This is a genomic window from Pseudomonas sp. GM84 (assembly GCF_000282535.1).
GTDB lineage: Bacteria > Pseudomonadota > Gammaproteobacteria > Pseudomonadales > Pseudomonadaceae > Aquipseudomonas.
On record NZ_AKJC01000341.1, the window covers coordinates 1 to 16351 of the forward strand.

Genomic DNA, 16351 nt, shown 5'->3' on the forward strand with positions numbered 1-16351 from the left:
CGGGCGGCGCTCGATCTCATACCCGCTGCAACCCTAACGGCGAACACTTGGCCCCTAAAAAAAACTGTTGCTCTACCAACACCCCCCACACACTTTGCCCTCGCACCAGCACCACCCACCCGCCAAACCCCAACAAAATCAACCCTTTGAACCCGGCACAACTCCTGCAACAGGCCTACCAAAGCCCAGTCCCCGCAGGAGCGCCCTTGAACCGTCCCATCTCCCCCCTGATCCCGCTCTGCGCCGCGCTGGCCCTGATCGGCTGCGAGCGCACCGAGCAGCACACGGCGCAAAGCACCCAGCCGCAACACGGCGGCGCCCTGGTCTACGCCACCGACCGCGAACCCACCTGCCTGGACCCGCACGTAGCCGGCGACATGCCCCAGGTATTCGTCGCCCAGCAATATCTCGACTCACTGGTATCGATGGACAGCAACGGCCAGATCGGCCCCTGGCTCGCTTCAAGCTGGGAAGTCTCGCCCGACGGCCTGCACTACACCTTCCACCTGCGCCGCGACGTGCACTTCACCGACGGCACGCCCTTCAATGCCGAAGCGGTGAAAGCCAACCTCGACCACATGGCCAACCCCAAGACCCAGTCCAGCACTGCCGGCGGTTACATTCGCCAATACCGAGGCACCGAGGTCCTGGACAACTACACCGCACGGGTCACCCTGGCCACCCCTTACGCCGCCTTCCTCGAAGTCCTGGCCCAGGGCTTTCTCGGCATCCAGTCGCCCACCGCGCTCACCCGCAGCCGCGACGAAAACTGCGAAAGCCCAGTCGGCAGCGGGCCGTTCAAGGTGGTGCGCTGGGACCGGCAGAATCAGGTCGAACTGGTGCGCAACCCGGACTACAACTGGGCCCCGCCGACCGCGCAGCACCAGGGCCCGGCCTACCTCGATCGGATCGTCTGGAAGTTCATCCAGGAACCGTCGGTGCGCTTCGCCTCGCTGCAGGCCGGCGAAGTGGACGTGATCGAGACGCTGCCACCGGAGTCCCACGAGGCGGCGCGGCGCAACCCGGATGTCGACCTGATCATCGCCCAGCGCCCCGGCAACCCCACCAATGGCACCTTCAACCTGCGCCGCGCGCCGTTCGACGATATCCGCGTGCGCGAGGCCTTCGTGCGCAGCGCCGATGTCGACGGCGCGCTCAAGAGCGTGTACTTCGGCGAGTTCCCCCGCGCCGGTGGCCCGCTCAGCGTGGCCACGCCGTTCTACAGCGGCGACTTCGAGGGCAATCAGGACTACGACCCGGCGCGCGCCGCCAAGCTGCTCGACGAAGCCGGCTGGACCGGCCGCGACAGCGAGGGCTACCGGACCAGGAACGGCCAGCGCCTGCGCGCCGTCGTGCTGATCGGCGCGCGCACGCCGCCCTCGGAGCTGACCCTCTGGGAGCAGGTCCAGGCCACCACCCGCCAGGCGGGCCTGGAGCTGGTGCTCGACCAGATGAGCGACGCCCAGGTCACTGCGCGCCAGGCCGCCTGGGACTACGACATCCGCATCGGTTACTGGAACACCAATACCCCCGACGTGCTGCGCATCATCTTCACCACCGCGTTCGTGCAGCCGGCCGGTGTCGGTGGCTACCACCAGAACTCCTCCGGCTACGCCGACCCGACCTTCGACGCGCTGCTCGACAGCGCCCTGGCCACCCAGGACGCCGACCTGCGCCGCCAGCGCTACCAGCAGGCGCAGCAACAGGCGGCGGCGCAGTACCTGCAACTCACCACTTACCCGCAAAGCACCCGCCTGGGCATCTACAAGACAGCCCACGGCGTGCGCCTGGAGCCTTCGCTGGCGGTGACCTACCTCTATGACGCATGGGTGAACAAATGAGTACGACTGCGCTTGCCGTGACCGACCCGCGCCGCGAACGCCTGGCCGCCCTGGGCCGACGCGCCGCCATCCGCCTTGGCGGTGGCGTGCTGGTGCTGTGGGCGGTGGCGACCCTGACCTTCTTCGCCCTGCGTCTGATGCCGGGCGACCCGGTGCTGGCGATTCTCGGCGGCCCCAGTGGCAACCCGACGCCGGAAGCGATCGAGGCCGCACGCCAGGAATACGGCCTCGACAAGCCACTGGCGGTGCAATACCTGTTCTACCTCGGCCGCCTGCTGCAAGGCGACCTCGGCGTGTCCTATTCGCAGCACCTGCCGGTGACCCGTGTGCTGGCCGAGCAGGGCGGGGCGACCCTGCAGCTGACCCTCGCGGCCCTGGTGCTGGCGTGGCTGCTGGTACTTTTGCTGACCGTGGTCACTGCCGGGCGCGGCAGGCTGGTCGGTGGCATCGCCTCGTTGGCCGAAACCCTCAGCGCCGCGTTGCCGCATTTCTGGCTCGGCGTGGTGCTGCTGGCGGTGTTCGCCTTCGGCCTGCGCTGGTTCCCGCCAGCGGGCAGCGACAGTTTCGCAAGCCTGGTGCTGCCGGCGTTCTCGCTGGCCATTCCGCTGGCCGGTTTCATCGCCCAGGTCACCCGCGAATCGTTGGAACTGACCCTCGAACAACCCTTCGTGCTCACGGCCCGCACCCGTGGCCTGAGCGACCTGGCGGTGCGCTTCCGGCATGCCCTGCGCCATGCCTTGCTGCCAGGCGTGTCGCTGTCGGGTTGGGCCATCGGTGCGCTGATCAGCGGCGCGGTGGTGTGCGAGGTGATCTTCTCGCGCAAGGGCGTCGGCCGTCAGCTGTACCAGGCGGTGCAGGCCCAGGACCTGCCGCTGGTGATCGGCATCAGCCTGGTGGTAGCGGCCGGCTATGTGCTGGCAAACATTCTGGTCGACCTGCTGTACCAGTGGATCGACCCTCGGCAACAGGAGGCCGCAGCATGACTGACCTGACCCTCGACCGGGCGCTTGCGCCGCAGCGCCGGCAACGGCATCTGAAACTGCCACCGCTGGGTGCCAGCCTGGCCATCCTGTTCCTCTTCGCTTTGCTGCTGGCAGCCCTGGCGCCGGGGTTGTTCACCCGTATCGACCCGTTGGCCATCGTCCCGCGTGATGCCTTCCAGCCGCCGAGCTGGGCGCACTGGCTGGGCACCGACCAGTCGGGCCGCGACATCTTTGCGCGGATCATCCATGGGGCGCGGCAGAGCCTGCTGATCGGCGTGGCGGCCACGGCCATTTCCATGGCCATCGCCATCACCCTGGGCTTGCTCGGTGGCCTCGGCGGCGCACGGGTAGACCGGGCGGTGGGCTGGCTGCTGGAGGTGCTGTTCGCCTTCCCCAGCCTGGTGCTCGCGCTGCTGTTCGTGGCGGTGTTCGGCAGCGGCGTCGGCCCGCTGATCGTCGCCACCGGGCTGGGTGGCGCACCGGGTTATGCGCGCATGGTTCGCGGCCAGGTGCTGGCGGTGCGCAATGCCGGCTACATCGAAGCGGCGCGGGCGCTGGGCCACCCGACTTCACGCATCGTGTTGCGCCAGCTGTTGCCCAACGCCATGCGGCCGCTGCTGGTGACCCTGACCATGGGCGTCGGCCAGGCCATCGTCTGGGCCTCGGCACTGAGCTTCCTCGGCCTGGGTGCACGCCCACCTGCACCGGAGTGGGGGACCATGCTGTCGATGGGCCGCGACTTCATCGCCAATGCCTGGTGGCTGACCTTCTTCCCCGGCCTGTTCATCGTGCTCACCACCCTGGCCACCACCGTGACTGGCCGCTATATCCAACAACGCCTGGAGGGCCGTCTGCCATGACTGACAAGACCTTGATCGTCGACGGACTGAACGTCGCCTTCGATGGGCACAGCGTGGTGCGCGACCTGTCGTTCACCTTGTCCCCGGGCCGCTGCGTGGCCTTGGTGGGCGAGTCGGGCTCGGGCAAGAGCGTCAGCGCCCGCAGCCTGGTCGGCCTGGCAGGCGCCAAGGCGCAGGTCAGCGCGCGCCAGCTGCGCTTTGGCGCGCATGACCTGCTCGACCTGAGCGAGCGCCAATGGCGAACGGTACGCGGCAAGGACATCGGCTTCGTGCTGCAGGATGCGCTGGTGTCGCTCGACCCGCTGCGGCCGGTGGGCAAGGAAATTCTTGAAGTGCTGCAGGCTCACCAGTACGGCGACCGCCACACCCGGGCGGCGCGGGTGCACGCGTTGCTGGAGCGGGTAGGTGTGCCCGAGGTCGAGCTGCGAGCGCGCCAGCGACCCGGGCAGTTGTCTGGCGGCCTTCGTCAGCGGGCGCTGATTGCCAGTGCCCTGGCGCTCGACCCCGCGCTGGTGATTGCCGATGAGCCCACCACCGCGCTGGATGCCACGGTGCAGGCGCAGATTCTGGAAGTGTTCCAGCAGATCAAGGCCCGTGGCGCCTCGCTGCTGATCATCAGCCACGACCTGGCGGTGGTCGCGCAACTGGCCGACGAGGTGGTGGTGCTGCGCCACGGCGAGGTGGTGGAGCAGGGGCCGATGCAGCAGGTGCTGCGCCAGCCACGCCATCCTTACACCCAGGCGCTGTTGGCGGCGGTGCCGGCCGAGCACCCGCGCGGCAGCCGGCTGTCACCGGAGCGCGCGGGCGTGCGCCGCGAGCCACGCCCGCGCCTGCACAGCGACGTGCTGCTCGAAGGCCGCGGCCTGGGCAAGCGCTACCTCGGCCCGGACGGGTTGTTGCGGCAGGTGGTGCAGGGTGTCGACTTCACCCTGCGCGGCGGCCGCACCTTGGGCATTGTCGGCGAGTCCGGTTCGGGCAAGACCACCGTGGCGCGCATCGCCCTCGGCCTGCTGCAGCCCGACCAGGGCGAAGTGCTGTATCGCGGCCAGCCCTGGAACCGTCCGGGCAATGCCGTGAGTGAGGCCGTGCGCAGACCGTTGCGCCGGGAGATCAGCGTGATCTACCAGGACCCGCTGGGCTCGTTCGACCCGCGCTGGAGCGTGGCGCAGATCCTCGACGACGCCTTGCAGGTGGCGGGGATCGAAGCTGCGGCCAGGCCGGCGCGCATCGCCGTGCTGCTCAACCAGGTGCGCCTGCCGGCGGCGCTGGCGCAGCGCCGGCCCTTGCAATTGTCTGGCGGCCAGCGCCAGCGGGTGGCGATCGCCCGGGCGATTGCCAGCGAGCCGAGGGTGATCATCTGTGACGAACCGGTCTCGGCCCTGGATGTGTCGGTGCAGGCCCAGGTGCTCGACCTGCTGGCCGACCTGCAGGACGAGCTGGGGCTGGCCTACCTGTTCATTTCCCACGACCTGGGGGTGATCCGTCATGTCAGCGACGACGTGCTGGTGATGCACCATGGCCAGGTAGTGGAGCAGGCGCCGGTCGAGCAGTTGTTCGAGCGGCCTGCGCATGAGTACACCCAGCGGCTGCTCGGCGCGGTGCCGCGCCTGCCCGGCAGCGGTGCCGAACTGGTGGTGCCGCCGCTGGATCTTTCGCACGAAGCCTTCGACCTGTTCGACGAATCACGGCTCTGGAAAATCGCGATCTGATCTGAACCCGAAAGCTTGCACACCCTCCCTCTGTGGGAGCGGGCTTGTCCCGCGAACCAGGGCGAAGCCCTGGCCATACATCTCCAGTGTTGGGGCCGGCCCCTTCGCGGGGCAAGCCCGCTCCCACAGTTGTATGAATGCTTTATCTAAAGGACTGAACCATGACCACTTTCCAACGTTTCCCCACCCAGGCCCCGGCCACCAGCGTTGCAGCACTGAAGACCCGTATCCTGGCCCTGCTCCCCGCTATCGGCGAGGGCGCTGCCCAGCGCGAGCGTGAACGCCAGCTGCCCCACGAAGCCATCGCCCAGCTCGCGGCAGCCGGGCTCTACACCGTGCGCATTCCACAACAGTACGGTGGCCCCGGCGGCAGTGTCAGTGATGTGATCGAACTGCTGCTGCAGGTCGCCTCGGTCGACTCCAACGTCGCCCAGGCCCTGCGCCCCGGCTTCGCCTTCGTCGAAGGCCTGCTGGTCTCGCGGGCCGACGGCGCCGAGCAGGAGCGCGAGCGCTGGTTCGCCCGCTACCTGGACGGCGCGGTGATCGGCAACGCCGGTTGGGAGCTGGGCGGCGCCAACGGCTCCATCGCCGCACGCCTGGTGCGCGAGGGTGAGCACTTTCGCGCCAACGGCAGCAAGTTCTACAGCACCGGCGCGCTGTTCGCCGACTACGTCAGCGCGGTGGCGCTGGACGAAGACGAACAGCCGGTGTCGTTCATCCTGCCGCGTGATCGCGAAGGCCTGGAGCTGGTCGACGACTTCGACGCCATGGGCCAGCGCCTGACCGCCAGCGGCACCACGCACCTGCGCAATGTGAAGGTCGAGGCCAGCGACATCCGCACGCGTACCGTGGAGGAGGGCAAGCGCACCCTGGTCACGCCGTTCCTGCAGCTGTTCCTCGGCACCGTGCTGGCCGGCATCGCCCGCAATGCGCTGACCGATGCCACCCGCTTCGCCCGCGAACATGCCCGCCCGATCAAGCACAGCAGCGCCAGCCGTTCGGTGGACGACCCCTATGTCGAACTGTCGGTAGGCGACATCGCCGCCCGCGCCTACGGCGCCGAGGCGCTGGTGTTCAAGGCCGCCGCGAGCATCGACAAGGCCTGGGCCGCGCAGCTGGACGAAGCGGCCGTGGAGCAGGCCGCCCTCGAAGTGGCGCAGGCCCAGTACCTGGTGGCCGAGCTTGCACTCAAGGCCGCCGAAACGCTGTTCGATGTGGGCGGTGCCTCCACCACCGGCCGCCAGCACAACCTCGACCGGCACTGGCGCAACGCCCGCACGGTGGCCAACCACAACCCGCGCCAATGGAAGGCGGCAGTGGTCGGTGCCTGGCAGCTCAAAGGCACCCAGCCGCCTGTCTCGGGGCTGTTTTGACCGCCCAGCCGGCCTTGCTGGCCGGCCATGTGCAAAGCCCCCGGGTGCCGGTGATCATCGGCGCCGCGCTGTTCATGGAGCTGCTCGACAGCACGGCGGTGATGACCGCCTTGCCGCAGATGGCCGCCGACTTCGGCGAACCGGGCCTGCGCATGAACCTGGTGGTGTCGCTGTACATGCTCGCCCTGGCGTTGTGCGTGCCGGTCAGCGGCTGGGCCGCCGAACGCTTTCGCCCGCGCCAGGTGATGCTGCTGGCGATGGGCCTGTTCACCGCGGCCTCGCTGGCCTGCGCGCTGGCCGAAACGCTGTGGCAGCTGTGCCTGGGGCGCATGCTGCAGGGCGCGGCCGGGGCGCTGATGACGCCGGTGGGGCAGGTGATCATCCTGCGCTGGTCGAGCCGCGAGCAGTTGCTCCAGGCCATGTCCTGGCTGGCCTTGCCGGCGCTGGTCGGGCCGTTGCTCGGGCCGCTGCTGGGCGGCCTGCTGGTGACGGTGCTGTCCTGGCACTGGATCTTCCTGGTCAACCTGCCGATCTGTCTGGTCGGCTGCTGGCTGATCGTGCGCCATGTGCCGGACTACCCGGCGCGCCGGGTGCCACCGCTGGACCTGCGCGGGCTGCTGCTCAGTGGCGGTGCCTTGGCCATGCTGGTGTTCGGCCTGGAGTCGCTGGGGCTGGGCCAGTTGCCCAGGGCATGGGCGCTGGCGCTGATCGCCGCTGGCGTCGTGTGCGGCCTCGGCTACCTGCTGCACGCGCGGCGGCATCCCAACCCTTTGGTCGACCTGTCGCTGCTGCGCCTGCGCAGCTTCGGCGTGGCCCAGGCGGGCGGTGGCCTGTTTCGCCTGGGCTCGGCGGCGCAGCCCTTTCTGATCGTGTTGCTGCTGCAGAACTGCCTGGGCATGAGCCCGTTGGCGGCCGGCTGGCTGGTGGTCAGCGGCGGTGTCGGCGCGCTGTTGATGAAGCTGCTGGCGGTGCCGTTGGTGCGTCGCTACGGCTATCGGCGAGTGCTCAGCTGCAATGCGGTGTTCAGCGGTTGCGGCATCGCCTTGTGCGCCGGTTTCGACCGGGACACGGCAGTGTGGCTGATGGCGCTGGTGTTGTTCGCCGCGGGGCTGGTGCGCTCGCTGCAATTTTCCACCCTGGGCGCGGCCAGCTACCAGGATGTGCCCGGCGAGCGCTCGGCGGCGGCCAGTTCGTTGTCGGCGATGTCCGTGCAGTTGACCATGGCCTTGTCGGTCAGCCTGGCTGGGGTACTGCTGGGTGCATTGGCCGGCCTTGAGGGGCGTAGCGAGACCTCGGTGGCAGATATTGCCACGGTGATGTTGGTGTGCGCGGCGCTGTGCGGGGTATCGGCGGGGGTGTTCCGGCGCTTGCCAGGCTGAGCAGGCACATGCGCAAAAGGTTCCGACTGATGTTGGCAAAGTCGGGCAGCTTCAATGCGGGTCCCAACTCCGTCCCTACCCGTAAGGAACTGCCATGCCCAACATCATTCCATTTGCCAGCAAGGAAACCAGCCTCGCCCATGCCGTCGCAACCAAAGTCGCTGAAGTCCGTGCGATAGCACCTTTGGTGCTGCCGGCTGCGGACGCCGAGATCGTCGACTGCTATGTCCGGCAGATCGAAGGCACCTACGACAGTGCGCGCGCCAAGACCGACACCGACCATGCCATCGAGTTGCTGTACATCGCCTACAACACCACACCACAGGCCCAGGGCGAAATCCGTAATGCCATCTCTAGCATCATGAGCCGCTTGATAGATGCTCAGCAGGCCAGCCAGCGTTCGGTCAGCGACGCCGTCACGCAGGCTTCGCTCATCGACCAGAAACTGCGCGACAGCCTGCCGGACTGGCTGGACATCAAGGACAGCGACAATCTACAAGAGATCAAGGCATTCGTGGCCGAGGACCTGTTGCGCCTGGCCCAGCTGATCGAGCAGAAAGCCTTGCGCGTCAAGGACAGCTTGATGACCACCGCCAAGGACTATGACGCGATCATCACCGAGACCGAGCGCGTTACCCAGAAAAGTGAGGTGCTGCTGAGCGACACCCTGGAGGCCAATGCCAAACTCGCCTCCGATATGCGTGTGGCGAAGGCCACCAGCAAATCGCTCGAAACACTGGTGGATGACATGCGCAAGCAGGTGGAGCAGTTTCAGCAACTGGCCGCCGATTACCAGCAGCAGGCGCAGAGTGCCGAGCAGAAGGCGTCCAGGGCCAACCTCCTGCAGACCATGTTCCAGGTAGTCAGTGCCATCGTGCCTATCGTGGCATTGGTCAGCGGTGTGGGGGCACCTGCGGTTGCCGCTGGCGCGATGGTCGCCAGCGTGAGCCGCAGGGTGGAGGATGAGCGCAACACCTCCAGCGCCATCAAGATTCGCGAAGATCGCAGTCGCCTGCAGGTGAAACACAAGCAGCTGCAGGACACGATCGAACAGGGTGAAAGCCAGGTGCAGTCGCTGAAACAGGAGCGCAGTCAGGCGGGCGCAAGCGCCGATGGTCAGTCCGCTCAAGGTTTGGATGAGCGCATCTCCAATGCAGAGCAGGCGCTGAGCGAGGCGAAGCGGAAGAACGGCAGGCTCGAGGCTGAAATGAATGAGCTGGAAACCGCGCTGGGGCAACTGGAACAGATTGCGGGCAACGTCGGCAAGGAGCAGGAAAGCAAGGCGAAGAGCCTGCGCGAGTTGCAGCTCGAAATGGTTATCAAGGCCGAAGACTACGAGAAAAAGCGCAGTGAGCATGATGCGGAGTTGACCAAGCTCAAGGTGTTGCTGGCGGGGCAGCGCGATGAGCAAGAGACCAACGAACTGGCGATCCGTTCGCTGAATTTGAGCATGACGGCGCTCAAGCGCACCAAGGAAATCGTTGAGGAAATCGCGCACTTCTTCATGTCGTTTTCAGCGTTCATGCAGCAGGTGGTCGATGAGGCAAGAATTCGCGTCGAGGGCTATGAACAAGTGGCCAGCAGCGAGACCTTACGTCAGCACAAACGCGAGCAAGTATTCGCCGCCACGGATGAGTTCTTCATCGAGCAAACGGCACAGTGGCTGGCGGTCGCCAGGGTGTGCGGCATTTTTGCCAAGACCTTCGAGAGTGGCTGGAGCAAGTTGAACGAACTCAACGGCAACTACATCAACGGCGAGCAGTTGACTGCCTATCTTGGTGAGGCTGCTATCAAGCTGGCGGAAATCGCCAAGGCACGTGAAACCTTGAAAGCGCAGCGGCTCAGCGATCTGGGCGACTATCGCAAGCAGATCGAGGCCGTGGCTGACCAGGCGCTGCAGACGTCGTCCTGACCCTTGTCGAACCTGTTCACTAGAGAGGCGTTTTTATGGCGACCTGTATTGGGCTGCGAACGTTGGCCGTGATGGGCGCTTGGGGTTTTGCAATGGGTATCACCGTTGTCCAGGCTCAGCCGTCCGAGCAGTGGGAGGGCGTCGTGAAGGATCTGGAGCGACTCGAGCGCACGCTGCAGGAACAGAGCGTGGAGAAAGAGCGGGATATCGAGCGGCTACACAGACAGGTGCAGGAAAAAGAACGGGAAATCGAGTCGCAAAAAGCAAACATCGCAGGAATCGCCGCCGAAAGTGGCGACAACCGCCAGACCTTGGCGGTGTTGCGCAATGAGCTTGCTTGTACGCAGACCGTCAAGCTGTTCTGGGACAGTCGGGCCGACATGTTGGAGCAGCTACTGGGCCAGCAAAGAGCAACCCTTTCAGAGCTCGGGGAAGTGATTCCAACCCTGCGGCAATTGCGGGAGAGGGATAATCCATAGCCGTACCGGCCCCATCGGCGCCAAGCCGATTCCCGCTCCCGGCACACCATGAGTCCAGCCGTGGTAGCTGTGGTAGCCGGCTTGCCGGCGATGAGGTCGGTGCCGATTGATGACGGCGTGCCAATCCTGGAGCTCAACATGCCCGACCCCAAATCGTTTGCATACCTTGATCAAATCACCCTGACAATCCGCGACCAGGTCGCAGAGATTACCCAGCATGAGCCGTTGGTCCTGCCTGCGGCGCAAAGCGCGCTGGTCGAGAGCTATATCGTAAGGACCGAAGGTGCATACAGCGTTGCGAGCTTCAAGGGTGATACCGAGCACGCGATAGACCTGCTTGTCATCGCCTACAACGTGACGCCCCATGACCAGGCCGAAATTCGCATCCAGATCGACGCGATCATGAAGCAGCTGAAGGTTGCGCAACAGGACAGCGAGCATGCCATCCTCCAGGCTACTGCCGTGGCCGAGGGAATCCATGCGCGGCTGGATGGCGTTTTTTCGACTTGGCTGAAGGCAAGGAATGATGGACAACAGGCTATCATCCGGTTCTTGAGCGAAACCATGCTGGCGTTGGGTGAGGAGATCCAGCACAGCAGCGCCAAGGTCAGGGAGGACTTGCACAAGATTGCCGAGCGCTATGACCGTATCCTTGTGGAAACACGACGGGTCAATGACGCCAGTCAGGCTGCCCTTGGCAAGCTGATAGCGGGGAATGAGGAGTTGCTGCGCGAGTCGCAGGAAGCCGGAGAGCGACAGAGGGAACTTGACACGCTGCTCGCCGAAATGACTGAAGAAGTCCGACGTTACGAGCAGAGAGCCACGCAAGTAGAGGTCGCAATGAGCGAATTGCTTAACCTCGGGGCCCCACTGGTGTCGAGTGTGTTGCCATTGTCGGTGTTCAACGAGATCAAAGAGATTTCGCTGTTGGCTGCATCGCGATTGAGCGGTGCCTGTCGTGATCTCATATCGGTCGACGCGTTTGAAAATGACGGGCTGGACACACGGGCCATCGTGCAACAGCACATAAGTTTGCTTGAAAAAGTATCGGAATATGAAAAACACCTCGGTCTGCATGAGGATGGGTTGGACAAGATCACGACGTTGCTGATGGGGTGTTGCCGTCAGCAGAAGTCCGCCGAGTTTGCGTTTCGCGCATTCAACCTCAGCCTGGGTGCCCTTGCCCGTAACAAGGAAATCATCGAGGAAATGGCCTTCTTCTTCAGCTCTTTCGCCGACTTGATGCAGGCCATGCTAGCTGAAGCCCAGGTGCGTTTCGGGATTTACAAAGGACTTGATCAGCAGCGTGAGTTTGCCGAGAACAAGCTACACCGCCTGATGCGAGCTACGGACGCACTGTTCATCGAGCAAGTCGCGCAATGGCTGGCTGTGCATCGGCTCGCGGGCATTTTCGCGCAAACGTTCAACAGCAGTTGGCGGCGGCTCAATTCATTGAGCGCGCTTTACTTGCCGAGTGATGAGTTTGACACCCACCTGGAAAAAATCATCAAGTATCTTGCCGACGTCGCCGAGCAGCGCCAGCAGCGCCGGCAGATGCGCAATACCCAGTTGGAAGATCGCCTCAGATTGTTTCGCTCCTTCATTTGATAAGCGGTCCTCGATCCGATGCATGACCGACTACGCTCTAAGTGAAAGTAATATTTTGTAATATTTGCCCAGCAGGCCCTGAAGGACCTTGTGCACTTGCTGCTTATGGAAGGCCGCGCTGGTTGGCAGGTCGCCCCATGGGGGGGCCGGACATCATGGGGTGCCCTGTGCAACCCATGCAATTCCAAGCGGAGGCTCATCATGCTGAAGAAATGTATGTTGGCGTTGGCCATCGGTGCGGTGCTGTCGGCTTCGGCGGTACTGGTGCCTGACTCCCTCGGCGGTGCGTCCAGTGCGTATGCGAAGGATGGTGGCGGCGGTGGTGGCGGCGGGCACGGCGGCGGTGGCGGTGGTCATGGTGGTAGTGGTGGCGGTGGCGGCCACGGTGGTGGCAGCGGAGGCGGCGGAGGCCATGGCGGTGGCAGTGGCGGCAGTGGAGGTGGCGGAGGCCACGGCGGCGGTAGCGGTGGCAGTGGAGGCGGCGGGGGCCACAGCAGTGGCGGTAGCGGTCATAGCGGCGATGGCGGTGGGCATGCCAGTTCAGGCCGTGGTGAAAGTGGCCGCAACGGGGCCGATGATGGGGCCAACCATGAAGCTAACCACGAGGCGAATCATGAGGCGAATCATGAGGCGAATCATGAGGCCAACCACGAAGCCAACCACGAAGCGAATCACGAGGCCAATCACAATTTGGGCGAGGCCCACGGTGTAGGGCATGGTGCGGATGATGGGGTCAATCATGATGTCGGGGATGATCATGGAGGTGATCGGACCTGACATTTGAGGTGCCTGTTCTGGCCTCTTCGCGGGACAAGCCCGCTCCCACAGGACCTCTACTGAGCTCAAGAACAGTGGAGGTCCTGTGGGAGCGGGCTTGTCCCGCGAAGAGGCCAGAACAGAGTCTGAAGATCAAATCGACAACCGCACCACCCGAGCATCCAGCACCTGCTCTTCCTGCACCCGCCGCTTGTTCACCACCAGCTCCCCGATCGCAATCAGCCGCGTGCGCGTGACATTGCGCGACAACCCCAGCAACTGCGCGGTATGCACCTGGTTGTAATGGCAGAAGTGATAGGCCGAACGCAGCAGCGCGTTTTCGACCTTCTCGTACAAATCCCCCGGCTGCTCCTCGTACAACCGGCTGAACGCCTGCAGCAGCAGATCCTCCACGCCATGGTTGCTGGCCTCTTCCTCCTGGCGCTCCAGGCGTAGATGGGACAGGCGCAGATCCTGCGCCTGCACCAGCCCATCGCCGCACGTCAGCAGGCTGTGATGAATCACGTTCTCCAGCTCGCGAATGTTCCCCGGCCAGCTGTACTCCACCAGCTTGGCCTGGGCCTTGGGGCTGAGCTCCACCGGGCCGTAGCCCAGACGCTCGCTGTAGCTGCGAATGAAGTGCCGGGCCAGCGGCAGGATATCGCCCGGCCGGTCGCGCAGCGGGTGCAGCTGCAGGGTCACCACGTTCAGCCGGTAGTACAGGTCTTCGCGAAAATGCCCGGCGTTGATGGCTTTCTCCAGCTGCACGTTGGTCGCCGCCAGCACCCGCACATTGATCGGGATGCTCTTGCGCGAGCCCAGCCGTACCACTTCGCGCTCCTGCAGCACACGCAGCAGCTTGACCTGGATCGGCAACGGCAGGTCGCCGATCTCGTCGAGGAACAGCGTGCCGCCGTTGGCCTCTTCGAACCAGCCGGCCTTGGCCGCCAGGGCGCCGGTGAAGGCGCCCTTTTCATGGCCGAACAGCTCGGCCTCGACCAGCGACTCGGAGAACGCGCCGCAGTTGACCGCGACGAATGGACCGTTGCGCCGGCCGCTGAGGTTGTGGATATGGCGCGCGACCAGCTCCTTGCCCGTGCCGGTTTCGCCGATGATCAGGACGCTGGCCTCGCTGGGGGCGACCTGTTGCAGGTGGGCGAGCAGCGCCTGCGATTTAGGGTCTTCGAAGACCTGTGCGGTCGCCCTGATCGAGGTAGCCAGTTGCGGTGACGGGGGGAGGGTCAGCAGTTGCATGGGCGATCCTTAGGAATAGAAGGATGGGGCAGGGCGCTTGCCGCTGAGGGCCCACTCGCCGAGCTCGTGGATGCGGTAATCCACCGGGTCGTGCAAGGTTTGCGTTCTCAGGTTGCGCCAGTGACGGTCAAAGCGCAGCGAAGCGTGGGTGGCGCGGGCGCCGGTGACTTCGAACAGGCGGTTGCAGATATCCAGGCCGTGGCGCGTGGTCGCGACCTTGGCGGTGCCGATGGCCAGGGCCAGATCGCCGCGTTCCTCGGCGCTCAGTGTGTGCTCCTTGGCCCAGGCCCGGTCGAGCTGATGGGCGGCCCGTTCGATCAGCAGCCGCATGCTTTCCAGACCGACCCAGAACTCGCCGTAATGGCGCAGCACGTAAGGGTCGTCGGCAGGACTGGAGGCGCCCGAGCGGAACCACGGCCGGCTTTCCTTGAGGGTGTACTGGCGTGCTTCGTCGAACGCGCCTTCGGCGATGCCGAGGAACAGGTTGGCGAAATGCAGCTGGGCGATCAGCGGGCGCAGGGCGGCGAACGGTGTGCTCAGCGGGCCGGGGTCGAGCAGCAGTTCGTTATGCTCGACCCGCACCCGTTCGAAGGTGGCGCTGCCACTGTCGGTCTGGCGCTGGCCGATGTTGTTCCAGTCGTTGTGCAGGGTGATGCCGGTGCGGCCACTGGGGATCGCGGCAATCAGCAGCTTGCCGCCGGCGCGTTCGTCCACGGCCGAGGCAATCAGCATTTCCGAGTCGCTGGCGCCGGAGCAGAAGCTCTTCTTCCCGGAGAATTCGCACCAGCCATCGAAGTGCTTGACCACCGTGCGGGTGTCCAGCGGGTTGAGGGCGTTGCCCCAGAACCAGTGCTTGCGCGCGGTCTGTTCGAACCACGGCTGCCACTGTTCGGGGCGGGAAAACAGGCGCACGGTGGCCAGCATCAAGTGATGGAAGCCGAACACGTGGGCCAGCGAGCTGTCGACCCGGGCGAATTCGCGCACCACCTCGAAGGTGTCGTGCCAGCTGGCGCCCTGGCCACCGAAGGCCTGTGGGATCACCAGCGACAGCAGGCCGCTGTTGCGCAGCGCGTCGCGTTCGGCCTTGGGCGTGCCGCCGCGCTCGTCACGCTCGACGGCGCTCTGGGCGAACTGCCCGGCCAGTTCGCGGGCGATGGCCAGGGCAGGGCGTTGGGCAGGGGTTACCGGTGCATTCATGGCCGCTCCTCAGGCGCTCTTGCGCAGCGCATGGTGGGCGCCGAACAGCGGCACGGCGCGCTCGGCGGCGAGGCGGATGCGGGCATTCAAGGCATCGCTGGAAACCCGGTAATCGGCCAGTTCCGCCTGGCTTGCGTACACCCCGATCGGCAAGGTCAGCGCCTGCAGGAAGCTGAACAGCGGGCGCAGCTGGTGATCCAGCACCAGGGCGTGGCGTTCGCTGCCACCGGTGGCGGCCAGCAGTACCGGGGTGTCGACCAGGGCGTCCTGGCCGATCAGGTCGAACAGGTGCTTGAAGTGGCCTGGGAAGCTGCCGCGGTAGACCGGGGTGGTTACCACCAGCAGATCGGCCTTTTCCACCAGGCGCAGTTGATGCTCGACCGATTCGGGCAGTTCGCTGCGCCACAGCGCGGCGCCCAGGGGGCGGGCAATGTCGCCCAGTTCGATCAGGTGCGGCTTGATGTTCAGGTGCTGGCCCAGTTCGGCGAGAATGGCCTCGGTCAGGGTCAGGGTGCGCGAAGGGCGGGAAGTGCCGCCGGACAGGGCTACGACATTCAGGGGGGCGCTCATGGCAGGTCTCCGGTTGAATAAGCGGGACTTTGCTTGAGCAATCGTCGTGCCGATTTTGAATTTTGTTATGAATCAACAGGTTGCGTGCCATTGATGGCTTCGACCGGTGTTGCCTTGTGGGCCTTGGATGTTGATTCGGTGTTGCGCTGCAGACAGTTGGCCGGGTGTTGGCGGCTGTACAGTTGGAAACGTTATAGAGGAATGGTGAATAAATAAAAAAGAATAAGAATTCATATTCTTATACCTTTATTTGATTTATGGCCCTATCGCCAGCAAGCTGGCTCCCACAGGTACACCACAGAGTTTGAGTACTCTGCTGTACCCGTGGGAGCAACTGTCTTGCTCAATTTCTAAAAGCTGGGGCGATTCCTGTGGGAGCGGGCTTGTCCCGCGAACACCGGCGAAGCCGGTGCCATGCTCCGCGCTGCCT

At 65.0% G+C, this 16351-nt stretch carries 14 protein-coding genes; 9 read left to right on the plus strand and 5 right to left on the minus strand.

Annotation, left to right across the window (positions count from 1 at the left end):
• The first annotated feature begins 206 nt into the window (after window positions 1-206).
• The 9 genes from PMI38_RS24545 to PMI38_RS24585 all read left to right on the plus strand — a co-directional run bounded on the left by PMI38_RS24545 (window position 207) and on the right by PMI38_RS24585 (window position 12144).
• Window positions 207-1841 (plus strand): ABC transporter substrate-binding protein, encoded by a 1635-nt coding sequence (locus PMI38_RS24545; RefSeq protein WP_008100257.1) that lies wholly within the window; start codon window positions 207-209, stop codon window positions 1839-1841.
• Window positions 1838-2824, plus strand: a complete 987-nt coding sequence (locus PMI38_RS24550) for an ABC transporter permease (protein WP_008100259.1) — start codon at window positions 1838-1840, stop codon at window positions 2822-2824. Before PMI38_RS24545 ends, PMI38_RS24550 begins: the two co-directional genes overlap by 4 nt.
• The gene (locus PMI38_RS24555; RefSeq protein ID WP_008100261.1) at window positions 2821-3684 is read left to right on the plus strand and encodes an ABC transporter permease; all 864 of its coding nucleotides are present in this window, start codon (window positions 2821-2823) and stop codon (window positions 3682-3684) included. Before PMI38_RS24550 ends, PMI38_RS24555 begins: the two co-directional genes overlap by 4 nt.
• Entirely contained in the window at window positions 3681-5393 is a 1713-nt protein-coding gene (locus PMI38_RS24560) for a dipeptide ABC transporter ATP-binding protein (RefSeq protein ID WP_008100263.1), read from the plus strand. The genes PMI38_RS24555 and PMI38_RS24560 overlap by 4 nt, the downstream gene beginning before the upstream one ends.
• A gap of 161 nt (window positions 5394-5554) precedes the next feature.
• Window positions 5555-6766, plus strand: coding sequence for an acyl-CoA dehydrogenase family protein (locus PMI38_RS24565; RefSeq protein ID WP_008100265.1), 1212 nt, complete (start codon window positions 5555-5557; stop codon window positions 6764-6766).
• Window positions 6763-8145 carry an MFS transporter gene (locus PMI38_RS24570; protein ID WP_008100268.1) on the plus strand — a complete coding sequence of 461 codons (1383 nt, stop codon included), beginning with the start codon at window positions 6763-6765 and terminating at the stop codon, window positions 8143-8145. Before PMI38_RS24565 ends, PMI38_RS24570 begins: the two co-directional genes overlap by 4 nt.
• Window positions 8146-8239: 94 nt before the next feature.
• Window positions 8240-10057: a hypothetical protein gene (locus PMI38_RS24575; RefSeq protein WP_008100270.1), complete on the plus strand. Its 1818-nt coding sequence runs from the start codon at window positions 8240-8242 to the stop codon at window positions 10055-10057.
• Window positions 10058-10149: 92 nt separating this feature from the next.
• The gene (locus tag PMI38_RS24580; RefSeq protein ID WP_162130470.1) at window positions 10150-10536 is read left to right on the plus strand and encodes a hypothetical protein; all 387 of its coding nucleotides are present in this window, start codon (window positions 10150-10152) and stop codon (window positions 10534-10536) included.
• Between the two features lie 138 nt (window positions 10537-10674).
• On the plus strand, window positions 10675-12144 hold the full coding sequence (locus PMI38_RS24585) for a hypothetical protein (protein ID WP_157214894.1): 1470 nt from the start codon (window positions 10675-10677) through the stop codon (window positions 12142-12144).
• Between the two features lie 153 nt (window positions 12145-12297).
• Here the strand turns inward: PMI38_RS24585 and PMI38_RS27765 are convergent, their stop codons facing one another.
• From PMI38_RS27765 to msuE, 5 genes are all read right to left on the minus strand, one after another.
• On the minus strand, window positions 12298-12678 hold the full coding sequence (locus PMI38_RS27765) for a hypothetical protein (RefSeq protein WP_008100277.1): 381 nt from the start codon (window positions 12676-12678) through the stop codon (window positions 12298-12300).
• Window positions 12679-12684: 6 nt separating this feature from the next.
• Entirely contained in the window at window positions 12685-12903 is a 219-nt protein-coding gene (locus PMI38_RS27770; protein WP_157214895.1) for a hypothetical protein, read from the minus strand.
• 150 nt (window positions 12904-13053) lie between these two features.
• Window positions 13054-14154 carry a sigma54-dependent transcriptional activator SfnR gene (gene sfnR, locus PMI38_RS24595; RefSeq protein ID WP_008100281.1) on the minus strand — a complete coding sequence of 367 codons (1101 nt, stop codon included), beginning with the start codon at window positions 14152-14154 and terminating at the stop codon, window positions 13054-13056.
• Between the two features lie 9 nt (window positions 14155-14163).
• Window positions 14164-15351: an acyl-CoA dehydrogenase family protein gene (locus tag PMI38_RS24600; RefSeq protein WP_008100283.1), complete on the minus strand. Its 1188-nt coding sequence runs from the start codon at window positions 15349-15351 to the stop codon at window positions 14164-14166.
• A gap of 9 nt (window positions 15352-15360) precedes the next feature.
• Window positions 15361-15921 (minus strand): FMN reductase, encoded by a 561-nt coding sequence (gene msuE, locus PMI38_RS24605; protein WP_008100285.1) that lies wholly within the window; start codon window positions 15919-15921, stop codon window positions 15361-15363.
• Window positions 15922-16351 lie beyond the last annotated feature (430 nt).